9 protein-coding genes and 1 pseudogene are annotated in these 12,458 nt (G+C 58.6%); 3 read left to right on the top strand and 7 right to left on the bottom strand.

The genetic code is table 11. The annotated features are described in order from the left end of the window. Nucleotides 1–5: 5 nt before the first annotated feature. From PQR32_RS01500 to PQR32_RS01480, 5 genes and pseudogenes are all read right to left on the bottom strand, one after another. On the bottom strand, nt 6–1,049 hold the full coding sequence (locus PQR32_RS01500) for an NAD(P)-dependent alcohol dehydrogenase (protein WP_408221812.1): 1,044 nt from the start codon (nt 1,047–1,049) through the stop codon (nt 6–8). Nucleotides 1,050–1,542: 493 nt separating this feature from the next. Further along, the gene (locus tag PQR32_RS01495; protein WP_408221811.1) at nt 1,543–2,709 is read right to left on the bottom strand and encodes a porin; all 1,167 of its coding nucleotides are present in this window, start codon (nt 2,707–2,709) and stop codon (nt 1,543–1,545) included. 802 nt (nt 2,710–3,511) lie between these two features. Continuing rightward, nucleotides 3,512–3,709, bottom strand: a pseudogene (locus tag PQR32_RS42250) (transposase); the annotation flags it as partial. A gap of 24 nt (nt 3,710–3,733) precedes the next feature. Then, complete coding sequence (locus PQR32_RS01485; protein ID WP_408221810.1) at nt 3,734–3,898, bottom strand: hypothetical protein; 165 nt, start codon at nt 3,896–3,898, stop codon at nt 3,734–3,736. Between the two features lie 426 nt (nt 3,899–4,324). Next, a complete protein-coding gene (locus tag PQR32_RS01480; RefSeq protein WP_408221809.1) occupies nt 4,325–5,416 on the bottom strand; it encodes a TIGR03118 family protein in 1,092 nt (363 codons plus the stop codon). Nucleotides 5,417–6,212: 796 nt separating this feature from the next. On the opposite strand from PQR32_RS01480, the gene PQR32_RS01475 reads away from it, so the two are divergent. After that, nucleotides 6,213–6,953: an SDR family NAD(P)-dependent oxidoreductase gene (locus PQR32_RS01475; RefSeq protein WP_408221808.1), complete on the top strand. Its 741-nt coding sequence runs from the start codon at nt 6,213–6,215 to the stop codon at nt 6,951–6,953. A gap of 107 nt (nt 6,954–7,060) precedes the next feature. Here the strand turns inward: PQR32_RS01475 and PQR32_RS01470 are convergent, their stop codons facing one another. Then, nucleotides 7,061–7,996 (bottom strand): PTS sugar transporter subunit IIA, encoded by a 936-nt coding sequence (locus PQR32_RS01470; protein WP_408221807.1) that lies wholly within the window; start codon nt 7,994–7,996, stop codon nt 7,061–7,063. A 345-nt stretch (nt 7,997–8,341) separates the two neighbouring features. Here PQR32_RS01470 and PQR32_RS01465 point away from each other — a divergent pair, with 345 nt between their 5' ends. Next, entirely contained in the window at nt 8,342–9,079 is a 738-nt protein-coding gene (locus tag PQR32_RS01465) for a hypothetical protein (RefSeq protein ID WP_408221806.1), read from the top strand. 269 nt (nt 9,080–9,348) lie between these two features. Here the strand turns inward: PQR32_RS01465 and PQR32_RS01460 are convergent, their stop codons facing one another. After that, nucleotides 9,349–10,548 carry an MFS transporter gene (locus PQR32_RS01460; RefSeq protein ID WP_408221805.1) on the bottom strand — a complete coding sequence of 400 codons (1,200 nt, stop codon included), beginning with the start codon at nt 10,546–10,548 and terminating at the stop codon, nt 9,349–9,351. Nucleotides 10,549–11,436: 888 nt separating this feature from the next. On the opposite strand from PQR32_RS01460, the gene PQR32_RS01455 reads away from it, so the two are divergent. Then, nucleotides 11,437–12,315 carry a glycine betaine ABC transporter substrate-binding protein gene (locus PQR32_RS01455; RefSeq protein ID WP_408221804.1) on the top strand — a complete coding sequence of 293 codons (879 nt, stop codon included), beginning with the start codon at nt 11,437–11,439 and terminating at the stop codon, nt 12,313–12,315. Nucleotides 12,316–12,458: the final 143 nt, after the last annotated feature.

The raw sequence follows: 12,458 nt of genomic DNA, 5'->3' as shown, positions 1-12,458 counted from the left end.
GGCGTCTACGGAATCAGCACCGCCCGGCCTTTGATCTTGCCGTGGTGCAGATCCTTGAGCGCCTGATTCGCCTCGCTCAGACGGTATTCCCGTGTCGACAGATGGACGAGGCCACGGTCGGCGAGCGCCATCAGTTCGACGAGTTCGGGATAGGTGCCGACCAGGTTGCCGACGATGGTCTTTTCGCTGGTGATCATGTCGATGGTCGGCAACTCGATCTTTCCGCCATAGCCAACGATGTAGTAGAAGCCCGCGTTGCGCGTCATGGCGAGGCCCTTTGCGATTGCGTCGCCTTCGCCGACAAAATCGATTACCGCTTCGGCGCCGTTGCCGCCCGTCAGTTCGAGTACGCGCTCCACTTCGTGACCGTCGCCCTTGACCGTGTGATGCGCGCCGCAATCCTTCGCAAGCTGCAGCGCGACATCAGAGCGGTCGACTACGATGATTTCAGCCGCGCAAAGCGCGTTCAGCACCTGAATGCCGATGTGCCCCAGACCACCGGCGCCAATCACCACGGCAAATTGACCGGGGAGCAAATGGCGCGACGCTTTTTTTGCAGCGCGGTACGCGGTCAAGCCGGCGTCGGTATACGGTGCGACGTCCTTCGGCGCGAGCGATTTCGGCAACTGGATCAGCGAGCGTTCGCCCGTCAGCAGATATTGCGCGTAGCCGCCGTTGGCATTGATACCGGGAAACCGGCTGTCCGTCGCGTGCATATCGTCGCCACGCCGGCAGGCGAGGCAATGTCCGCTCGTCACGAGGGGATGGCAGATGACCGGGTCGCCCACCTTGACACTCTCCACACCGCGGCCCACCTCTTCGACCCAGCCGGCGTTTTCGTGACCCATGATGTAGGGCAACGTCACATCGACCTTGCTGCGCCAGATGCCTTCCACGACGTGCAGATCGGTGCGGCACACGCCGGCGCCGCCAATCCGGACGATGACATCAGTGGGTCGCTCGATCTTCGGATCGTCGACATCTTCGTAGTGCACGAATTCTTCACGAGTCAATGACTCGTCGTACTGATGCAGCACAGCAGCTTTCACTTTTTGTCTCCTCCGTTTATGTATGGCCGGCCAATGCACGAACCGTAAGAGCGGTGCTTTTGCGAGCGGCCAAACCAGACTAGGCAATGTCCATGCCAAAGGAGGAGAAAGCAATCACGCCACCCTGAGAAGGCTCGTGAGTATGCAGCAGCGGCGTTATCCGCAGTGACCAGACGGCTCGCGTGCTGGAGTACTGTCGCAAAATCGGACGCTTGGTTTGGTGAGGACCGCCGGCGTGTCCGAAAATGGGACGCATCGGGCGTGAAGGCTTCGCGCGTCCGACGGTCACGACCTCTCGCATGATCCATACAGAAACCTGCGGGTCTGCGGATTTTTACGGCTCGGTCCAATCGGATTGCGATAGACGCAGTTGCGCCAGATAGCACGCCGCCGAACGGCATTTCCGGCGACGGCGTGGCCGGCTGGTTGATCCACAGCATGCCGACTTCCCGTTGCTGCAACAGCAGACGCCGTAGCTTTTGAAACAGTAAGACTAGAACTTATGTCGGAATCCGATACGAGCGACCGCTTGACGGCGATTCGAAGAAGGCGGCAAATCGGCGATGTTCGCGACCGCCGTGTGCCCGGTCGAGTCGTTTCCGCTAACCGTCTGCCATGCGCCTGAAAGATAGACATCGGTGCGCTTGGACAGCGAGTGATTCACACCGGCGGAGATCTGATTGTATTTGGCGCCCCCAATGCTTTGAGTCACGGCGTTCCCTTTCAGAAAGTTATAGGCCGCCCCGACCGACCAATCCGGGGCAATCAGGTACTGCAGGCTGGCTTCCGCGTCATTGAAATCCGCACTGCTTCCACTAAGCGCGGCAATGTTCGAATAGCGAATGTTCGAATAGGTCGCGCCCATGACGACACGTCCGAACCTGTATGAACCGCCGGCCGCTACTACCTGGTAGGTTCTTGCCGACGCATAGCCGCTGTAGATCGGGCTTGCGGTCAGCCCGTTCGACGTCGCGGTATCGGTTGGGTTGCTCCCGAACAAGGACGCCGCCGGATTGTTGACGTGTGAATATGCCACGGACATGCCAAGCGGGCCCCTCACGAAATGGGCTCCGAAAGAGTACGCCTGGTTGGTTGCAAGCGAGCCCGGCACACCGCCGAAGCTATAGAGACTTTCGAAACTCAAACCGCCGAAGTTGGGACTCTGATACTTGACTGAATTGTTCTGGCGACGTGTGAAGTTGAAATTGTCGAGGTCGCCGGGATGTGCCGCGTGATCCGAGCCAAGATTTGAATCACCGAACTCGTATATTCCTACGTAGTCGACGATGGGATCATATTGCCGCCCGAGCGTCAGGGTGCCATACCGGTCATTCGACAATCCGACAAAAGCCTGACGGCCAAATTCATCTCCGCCTTGCGCGAGATTTCCGGTATTGAGTTCAAAGCCGTTCTCGAGCGTGAAGATCGCCTTGAGGCCGCCGCCGAGATCTTCGGATCCTTTGAGTCCCCAACGGGACCCATTCAGCCCGTTGTTGGCATCGAGTCGGAACAGTCTGCCGCCGCTTTTGCTGCCGGCAACAGGCGCATTGCTGATTGCTTCGAAGCCCTCGTCAATGATGCCGTATAAGGTAATGCTGCTTTGCGCGTGCGCGGCAGGGACAGACACAACAAAAGCACATGTCACTATGACTTTTTTCATTAGCAAACTCGCAGGATTTCGGCGTCGCCCGCAGCGCGTGGAAAGCGCAAGCAGGTCCGACGATGCCGAAGCGGAAGAAAGAAGACAATTCAAAGCCAATGGACGAAACGAACGCCGGCCCGTTTTATTCCTCTGACTTTCAGAAAACGAATTCGCGAGAGTTCTTGCAGCTCCGCATAACGTGGGCGACTGCGGCTGAACAAGCGCTAGCAGAGATGTGTTATCGGGAGGATATCGATGGGCGACCTGTACGGCTCGCCTTCATGCAGCGAGACCGCCAGGTACATGTCTTTCTTGTCCCGCGAGATGGACACCTGGATCGAGTCAATGCTGAACTCGGTAAGCACGGCTCAGCTAGTACGCGCTCATCAGTAGTTCTCCCGAACTGTCAAGACCGAGCTGGCTGGCGACTAAACGCATGCGTATCGTCGCCGGTCGAACGCCTCGTACGGGGCAATAGGGTCGCGAGAAAGTCCAATCGCCGGCACTAGTGAAAGGAGGTTCATCGCCGGCGTCGGCCCGCTGTTGCAGGTAACCCGCGTGAGAGGTACTGGACGCGTGGAAGTTGAGATTGAACCGCGCATTACGGCCTCGTTTCGGCGTCTTACACCCGTGTAAATTGGGGTTGATGTTGAGGATCATGCCGCGGATGAAAATGGCGTTCCGGTTGCGCCGGCAATCGTACACGCCATTCAGACTCACGACGCTTCCTCGCAGATCGATCCCACGGCCCGGGCGATGCGCGTGAGTTGCGACAGCGCTTCGCGCAACAGCGGTGATGCATCGCGATTGTGCGTGGCCGAACGGCGACGAGGGTTCGGTAGTACCCCACGCGCGCCTGCAACTTAACGATCCAGCGGGAGAGCCGATGGTTGCGTCGGGGCGCGGTGGGGACCGCGGAGCGCGCGCCCTGGAACAGGAGCGTGCGCAGATAGTCGTTACCCTGTCTGGTGATCCGCCCGAGCCGCTGCTTGCCACCGTTGCGATTTTGTTTGGGAACGGGACAAAAGCTACCTTCGCTCGCTCAATAGCCGCCCGCGCTAGTGCCCATGCTGCTACCCATGCTACTGCCCATATTGCTGCTACCAGAATCACTCATATCTCCTGGCGATGCGCATCCAGTCATTAGCACCGACAGCGCAAGCGAAATACCCATCAGAACCGCCGAAAGAATTCGGAACTTCTTCATCTCAATCTCCTGTTGGCAATCGGGGCATCAAGGCGGCAGCCACTTACGTCACGCGTCAGGACACGCTTCGAACCCGGTTAAAAAAAGCGCCCGCAGTGCGGGCTGTACGGGCGGCGCCATATGTCGTCGCGCCATCACGTTACTGTCCATAACGATGGTGGGTCCTGGTTTATTCCAATGCGTTGACCTTTTTATTCGGTCCTTTACTGTCGTCGAAAGCGGCCACTACTGCCCCGATTCGAGCCGGAGTAACACTTCGATGGGGGATCACAATCCGCCCGCAGTCGCTCCGTTTCAATCTTGACATGTCGACAGAGTCGGTTCGCACCGGCTTTGCGCTCCACTACAGCTGCTTGAATGGGACCGCTCGCCGTCTCTGGCGCCACGCTTGACGATCCCACATCGAGCGCCTGGATCTTCAGCCGGCTACATCGACGAATCTATGCGACCATACACACCCGTCGTCGCCGTCGGACCTGCCGCGAAAAACAGCGTGTTGGAAGGCTGGTTGTCGACGTTGTTGCCGAACGCCAGACCCCAGAGTCCTGGCTGCGTCACCTTCGAACCATCGGCCTGCGTGAGCGGCCCTTTGGACTCGCCAGTCGCAGGATCGAACGCGTTGATGGTGCCGTCGCCGAAGTTGCCGATCAACAGGTCGTTGCTGAACGCGCCGAAATTGGCCGGCGCCATGGCGATCCCCCACGGCGAATTGAGCGGCCCGTTTGACGCGACGCGCCTGATCAGGTGGCCGGCGGTATCGAATGCATCCACCACGCCGTTGCCCGCACCGCTTTGATCTCTGTGACCATCGGGCCCAAGCTTCGCATACACCACATAAATCGTATTGCCGACGGCCTGGATGCCGAACGGATTAAAACCCGCAGGTACGTTCGGATCGCTGAAGGCGCCGGCAGCCGAGACTTTCGTGAAAGTCTTGTCGAACATATCAACTTTGCCGTTATGGAAATCGGCGGCGTACAGCATGCTTGCGCCGGCGTTGCTGGCGATTGCAAGGCCTGTGTATTCGGCTGCGCCCGCGCCGTCGTCGTGAACGGTGACAGCCTGCGTCGGCAGCACCTTAGGCGACCAGGCCGCGATCGTGCCGGCGAGTGTGGCAAAAATGAATGCCGCGTTACCGGTTGCGCCATTCGCGGTGACGGCAAAGTCCGTAGTACCGTTGAAAACGATGCCGGTCGGACTCGCGGGTTGACCGCTTGCGGCCGGCGGTAGTGTGACGACGAGCGATTGCACCACGCCATTGCCGTCATACAGCGACGACTTCTGTGTGTTGTTGTCCGATACCCAAACGGGGGTGGTCGGACCGAACGCGATGCCCCAGCCGTTTTGCAGATTGGGGTCGACGTGCGGCGCGGCGACGCTGCCGTCGGACACGAGAATGGTCGACTTGAATGCACCGGCGGTCGCTGTGGGCATGTTGTTGTTCGAATTGCCGCCGCACGCAGCAAGTGCGAGCGTGGCCGCTCCAGCAAGCGAGAGAACAGTTGCAAGTTTATGCATGGCACCTCCTGATCCTTGAATGATTTGCTTATAGTCTCCGCGCGGCACGAACACTGGCAACGCGCGTCGACCCTTTTCTGTTCTGAACGAGCGCACCAACCCGCGGCGGCATCGATGGCATTCTTGCCCGCGACCTTCGCGTCGGTGGTGCGACGTCATTGCGCATTGAACGATCAAGCACGCGTGTTTATTCCGTGCGATCCGTATTTGAGTCACCTGAGGTTCAGATTGTGGGGCGGTGGTGCGCACGGACGTTGATATCTACTCGCGGTGCCCAGATGGCAATTGACTTTCAACGGCAGCTACAGATCGGCTTGACTGGCTCACCTTGAAAGCACGCGCATCCTCAGAGGCAGACGGGTTAGTAAGTCGGCCACCCCCGCGCGCGAACCCGCGTTATAGAGTGCCAACCGGTTGCGCACATGGGTTCAGCTGCGCGAACACCCCAATGCCGCCTATGAGGGATGGCATGGCCCCTTCCTGCTATGCCCGAGAGGCATGCCCCCCTGCTTACAAGGTCTTTGTTGCACCTTCGACGGAAACCTATAGTCGTTGCACCACCATGGTCAAAGAGTGGCGTAAGAAGCTCTTTTTTGATTGCTGAAATCCTCGCAGGCCAGGGCCGTACCGCCGTCTACACCAGGAAGCGCGCGAAGGTGGTCTTCGCCGATCTTCGCGATGGCGGGGAGCCGAGAAGGGGCACATTCAAAAAATTCCCGGGCAAGGATAACAGTCAATGAATCATTAACTCGATCAGTGACGCGGTGAATCGCTCACGGAAACTTTAGGAAATCACATGTCTGAGTTAGCCCAAAAAGTGGCACTGGTTACCGGTGGCTCACGGGGTATCGGTGCGGCAATCGCGAAACGTCTGGCCGCGGATGGAGCGAGCGTGGCCTTTACATACGCGAAGGACGCCAGCGCGGCTTCGGCCGTGGTCAAAGAGATCGAACTCAATGGCGGAAAGGCTATTGCGATCCAGGCGGATGCTGCTGACGTCAAAGCTGTCGAGGCCGCGGTCGAAAAAACTTTTGCGACCTTCGGCCGGCTGGATGTGCTGGTGAACAATGCCGGCACGGCCATTCCGAAACCGTTCGAAGACACGACGTTGGAGGAAATGGATAGAGTGATCGACATCAACATCCGCGGCGTATTCGCTACGACCAAGGCTGCGCTGAAGCACCTGAGTGATGGTGGCCGCATCATCATGATCGGATCGGCGGTGGGCGAGCGTGCCATTGCGCCCGGGCTGGTGCCCTACGCAGCCACGAAAGCAGCCGTCCGGATGTTCACCCAGGCGCTGTCCAGAGAGTTGGGAGGCCGGGGCATCACGGTCAACAACGTCCAGCCGGGTCCGATCGATACAGACCTGAATCCCGCCTCAGGCGATTGGGCGGTGCCGCAGAAAGCCGCCACCGTACTCGGCCGCTATGGGCGCGTTGAAGAGATCGCCGCCATGGTAGCTTTCGTCGCCGGCCCAGAGGCCTCGTACATTACCGGCGCGAATCTTACGGTCGATGGCGGGATGAATGCCTGAGCTTGGGGACATATTCGGCCGGCTGATTTGAAGGGTACGGCGACGACATGACACACGCCGGAAGCAACAGCGTGTTTCGGCAACCCGGAGGAGACCAGAGGACGTTCCTAGCTGCGCGCGCGGACCCGTTTGTCCACTGCATCGACATGACGGGCGGGATCGCCGTGCGAAGCGCCGCGCCCTCCACCGTCCGCATCCTCATAGCATGCGAACAACTGGCAGACAGCTCGCGGGTCTAGACAGCCATGCAGCAACGCGCGGAACCGGTGGTCGCAGAAACGCTGCGCGACATCAGCCAGCAATCGCAGATGCGTGTTGTTTGCCCATTCCGGGACGAGCAGAATGACCACGTCGCTCACCGGTTTGCCATCTGGTGCATCAAACGGAATCGGCTTTGCGGGACGAACGTAAAAAGCCATGGCCTGGCGCAGCGTTCGTATTTGACCGTGCGGAACGGCTACGCTCTGGCCGAGGCCAGTCGAGCCTAGCGCTTCGCGTGCTGTGAGTCCCGCCGTCACGGTCGTTGCCGGCAGCCCATAGTGCTGTTCGAAGAAGCGGCCGAACTGCGCGAAAAGTGTCTCCCGGTCAGCCACGTCCAGACCAAGCAGAACATGATGCGGTGAAAGCAGTTGCGCCAGGGCGGCCCCTTTTTCATCCGTTTCAACGCCACCGGCGCACGACAGCGGCTCGCCATCCATCAAGTCCCGCCAGGCGTGCGTCGGCGCGTCGGGGATTTCAAGCAGCCGCCCTACCTCAGCGGCCGGCGCCAGATGCGCGAGCCGTTGAATTGCCCCGTTGACCGCGTCCTTGGGCAGATAGAGCGATAACCTCACGCGACCCGTTCCGTGCAGAGGCGCGACGCGAATGGTCCATTGCTGATCACCACAGTCGCGGATCAGCGCCTGGCGCAACGGCGTGGCGTGCTGGGCGTCCAGGGTGACGCGCATCATCACGTTGCGGCCTCGCGTGGCTTGCGATCGGCCATGGGGTGGGGTTTTATCCAGTCCAAGAAGAGTCCGTAGACCATCCAGCGCGCGAGTCATGGCGGCTCCTGTGCGTTATCTCCTATCAGGTTAGCTAAATCGCCATTAACTTGGCGTAAAAATCGCTGCCAGCCGCAAACAGATCAAAGCGTTGTGGACAAGTGCGCCTCTTGTCGTTTTGCACGACGCCGTTCGCGAATCCGTTAGCGAGTGACTCGAAGTGGCCCGACTCGGGCCGACGGCGATCCGCCGCGTTCTCATGGTCGATCTCGATCGAAGTTCAAACGGACGTTGTGACCCATTCCTGTGTAGTGGGCAACCTCAAGTTTTTCGCAAACGTTCCGATAAAGCACGAGCGGACGAATAATTGGTAACGCCTCTTGAATGGAATGATTGATGCGACGCATGTCGAAACTCCTGAACCTTGGCGCGATCGCGGCGCTCACCGCCCTCGTGGGTTGCGCGGCAGGACCGCGCGCTGAGGTCGATACAGGAAAGCTTCGTTCGGTTCACACGGTGACGGTCGTGTACCCCGGGAAGGCGGTATATAGCGGCGGCCGCGCTCAGACGCCGCTTCTGTTGACTGGCGGCGGCCTGATCGGTGCGGCGCTCACGGGCGCTGTAACTGGCCTTGCGAATGCTAGCACCGCCAAACAGGATCCACTCGCGTTTGACGATGTTGTCACGGCAAAACTAGGCGACACAAAACTGAACCGCCGCTTCACTGACGGCATTGAAGCGGCTCTGCGTTCCCACGGCTATGTTGTCAACGAAGTCGACGTCTCCACGCCCACACTCCCTACCTTTTCGCGTGACGATCATAACCGGTGGCACGCAAGCGGCCCGGTCTACCGGGAGAGCGACGCGGTACTCTTGATTCGCGTGTCGCCAGCGTATAGCTCTGGCGGGCCAATGAGCGCCTATACGCGTCTGATCGTCGGCGAAATCGATATGTTCACAAGCGATACGCACGAAGCGGTTTTTAGACAACCCGTCCATTGGATGAAGACTATCGATCCGTATACCTACCACTTCATGGATGCGATCGTAGCCGATCTTCCTCACGCAATCAGCGGACTCGACGAGAGCCTGATGGCGCAGGTGGACCTCTTCGATAAGTCGTTAGACAGTATCCAGCATTGACGTCGGGAGTCGAGCCAGAGCTTGTGGACGCCGGGCTCGACACTGAATTTCCGTAGGCGACCTGGCAGGTCAGGTCCAGTGCCCTTTTCCTCGCTATTCGAAGCACTGGCATGTCGCCTTGCCGCAGAATAAAGGACTCGCATCGCGCAATAGACGCCACCGCGTTTTTTTTTGGCCAGCCATTCCTGCGCTTTAATCGAGCATCTACAGAAACAAGATATAACGTTTTATTCGGCCGAGACATTGCATGTTTATGTAATCGGAGATCTTCAGGGCGACGAAAACGCTTCACGTCTGCCCTGGGTCAACCAGATCCCGACCAGCAAAGCAGGCAGAGCCGCACCGACAACGCACGTCAACAGCCATCCGTGCATGGCGAACGCGATACTTGCAAGAGACGATCCCACAGATGCACCGATAAAACCCGCTGCGATAAAGACCGTAGTGACTCTTCCGCGCGCTTGCGGAGCAAGTCTGTAGATGACCGACTGATGTGTGACCTGCAGACCCATGACACCGATGTCGAGAATTACAATCCCGATCAGCAACGCGGCGAGCGAATGCGATCCCGCCAGAATGAAGCCCCACGCAGCAAGCGTCGCAATCGCAAGGGTCCACGTCGCCGTGAAGGCGTAACCACGGTCGGCAAGCCGTCCGGCACCGCTGGCAGCCATCGCGCCGGCGGCGCCGGCGAGACCGAACAGGCCGATCGTCGATTCAGAATAGTGATAAGGCGGACCGCTCAGAAGAAACGTGAGGCACGTCCAGAGCACGCTGAACGTGCCCAACCCAAGTGCGGAGAACAGCGCTCGCTGGCGCAACAGCGGCTCGTCCTTGATGAGCTGCACGAGCGATGCGAGGAGCGCGCGATAGCGCATCTCACCATGCCGCTCTTCGGCGGGCAACTGCGTCCATAGCACCGCGAGCAGGCATGACACGAGTCCCGCAGCGATCAGGTATATCGCGCGCCAGCTACCAGCCCATTGCACCACGAATCCTGCAACCGTTCGAGCAAGCAGAATGCCGAGCAGCAAACCAGTCATCACAGTGCCGAGATATTTCCCGCGAACCTTTTCGGGCGCGTACGATGCAACCGTCGCCAGCAGAACCATGACCGCACTGGAGCTCACGCCGATGCAAAGGCTGGCGGCGGCGAACATCGGGAACGTATGGCTCACGCTTGCAAGCAGCAATGAGACCACATTGCAGGCCAGCATCGCGGCAACCAGGCGCCGGTGATTGACGACATCGCTCAACGGAACAATAAATACGACGCCAATCACATATCCAAACTGAATCGCCGACACGAGATACCCCGCCCACGTGAGCTGGACGGCAAACGACGAGGCCAGCAACGCGGTAAGCGGTTGCAGGTAGTACAGGTTCGCAGTCAGCGCTGCACAGCAGAAAGCAAACAACAAGACGCGCATGGGCGTCACGACCTGCGCGTTACTGACTTCATTCGACATAACGATCGACCGGTTTTATCAAATTACTGTATTGGCGGCCGGATTCATGATTACCCGTTCGGGATCGGCATCCGTACCGAATCCTCACCGCAGACATATCCGGGAAAGCGGCTAAATTTCCTTAATTCCGCTTACAAAGCCTTGATGCGCTTCGTCATTCTGGCACCGTAAGTCAGGAACGCGATACTGCATATTCATGTATATCCGCGACAATAGTTTGTGGACTCACATGACGAAACATCAGTGCCACGGGGGTGCAAGCATTGATGCAGCGGCTGCTACTGGAATTGTGAAATCCATATATCTCCAGTACTACGCACGAATTGGCATGCTACGTATGCGCCAGTTAGAGGCAGCACTCAACAGACTTCCCCACGGATTGCACAAAGTTGCTGGCTTCAGGCCACGTTGATGGCATCTTTACGCGTCGAGCCGGATCTTTTTCGGCGCCTTGATGCCGCATTTGTTGAAATGAAAGCGCGCAAACGATATCGAAGGGTAATGACATGTTACGTTTGCTGATTCCGAGCCGCACGCAGAGCAAGGCCGAATGTCCGCAACTCCATTTCCCCCGTGCCTTGCGCCAGCAGCAGAAGCTGCGCGATGCCGAGCGCGCTGAAACAGAACAGCGCAATCCTTTACGACGCGTGCGTCCCCTATCGCTGGACACGCCACGCGTATTCGCCCCGGTGACGTAGACGATCGCCGTGCGCGCCGGCGCGAAACACCCAGATGTTGTGAGCACCCCGCAGCGCATCTGATCGTGTTTTGTCGGTGCGAAGGCTGTTGCATCGCAGAATCCATCCGACTTTCAGGAACGCGCTATGACAGCGCGATCATGAGTGCGCCAGCGGTTTTCTCAGTACGGTTGACAAACAAAGGAAATCAATGAAGAAGGTTCTCAAAAAACTGTTGTTGTGCAGTGTGCTGGGCACCGCGACGGTTGCGACGATGAGTTCAGCCGTCAGTGCGACAGCGGACACCAAACCGCTAATCAAGATCGGCTATGTCGAAGGTTGGGACGACAGCGTCGCAACGTCGAACGTGGCCGCACGCATTATCGAGAAGCGACTGGGCTATCCGGTTCAACTCGTGCCTGTGGCAGCAGGGGTCATGTGGCAGGGCGTCGCGCGGGGCGATCTTGATGCGACGCTGTCGGCATGGCTGCCGGCAACACATGGCGCGCACTGGGAACAGGTCAAAGGGAAGGTGATCGACCTTGGCACCAATTTCCAGGATGCGAAGATTGGTTTGGTCGTGCCGGCTCGCTTGCCCGAAAATAGTGTTGCCGAACTCGAAGCGCACAAAGCGGATTTCAACGGTCGTATCGTAGGGATCGATGCCGGTGCGGGCGTGATGAAGAAAGCGGACGACGCCATCAAGGCTTATAACCTGAGTCTGACGTTGATGCCGAGCTCGGGCAGCGCAATGACGGCGGAGCTCGCTCGACAGATGAATGGGGACAAGCCGGTTGTTGTGACCGGCTGGGCGCCGCACTGGATGTTTGCCAGGTGGAAACTCAAATTTCTGGATGATCCCAAGAAGGTATTTGGCGGCGCCGAGCACGTTGATAACGTGATCAACCCACCGCTTGAGACGAAGGCCGCACCCGTGGTTGCGTTTCTTACTAAATTCCAGTGGAAACCGGGTGAAATCGATAGCGTGATGCTGGCGACCGAGAATGGTAGCAAGCCTGAGGCCGCGGCCGATGCGTGGATTGCGGCGCACGCGAATCGCGTCGATAGCTGGCTCGCTGAGAAGAAATAACGCTTCCAGGTTTCGTAGCGCCTACCTGATGTCGGTGCGGGATCTACCTGCTCTTTGGCGTGTTTCCCGCATTCCCTCAGATAAAAGTAGACGTGCGTCCCATTCAAATCGTGGTGGTTTGATTCAAGGAATTCCGCCACAAG

Source organism: Paraburkholderia dipogonis (assembly GCF_046027395.1).
Lineage (GTDB): Bacteria > Pseudomonadota > Gammaproteobacteria > Burkholderiales > Burkholderiaceae > Paraburkholderia > Paraburkholderia dipogonis_A.
Note: the sequence above shows the minus strand (reverse complement) of the source record. Positions and strands in the feature narration are given on the sequence as shown.

Excerpts from the sequence above, each read along its gene's own strand:
- PQR32_RS01495 (WP_408221811.1), bottom strand. The coding sequence starts at position 2,709 with ATGAAAAAAGTCATAGTGACATGTGCTTTTGTTGTGTCTGTCCCTGCC.
- PQR32_RS01485 (WP_408221810.1), bottom strand. The coding sequence starts at position 3,898 with ATGAAGAAGTTCCGAATTCTTTCGGCGGTTCTGATGGGTATTTCGCTT.
- PQR32_RS01480 (WP_408221809.1), bottom strand. The coding sequence starts at position 5,416 with ATGCATAAACTTGCAACTGTTCTCTCGCTTGCTGGAGCGGCCACGCTC.
- PQR32_RS01475 (WP_408221808.1), top strand. The coding sequence starts at position 6,213 with ATGTCTGAGTTAGCCCAAAAAGTGGCACTGGTTACCGGTGGCTCACGG.
- PQR32_RS01470 (WP_408221807.1), bottom strand. The coding sequence starts at position 7,996 with ATGACTCGCGCGCTGGATGGTCTACGGACTCTTCTTGGACTGGATAAA.
- PQR32_RS01465 (WP_408221806.1), top strand. The coding sequence starts at position 8,342 with ATGTCGAAACTCCTGAACCTTGGCGCGATCGCGGCGCTCACCGCCCTC.
- PQR32_RS01460 (WP_408221805.1), bottom strand. The coding sequence starts at position 10,548 with ATGTCGAATGAAGTCAGTAACGCGCAGGTCGTGACGCCCATGCGCGTC.
- PQR32_RS01455 (WP_408221804.1), top strand. The coding sequence starts at position 11,437 with ATGAAGAAGGTTCTCAAAAAACTGTTGTTGTGCAGTGTGCTGGGCACC.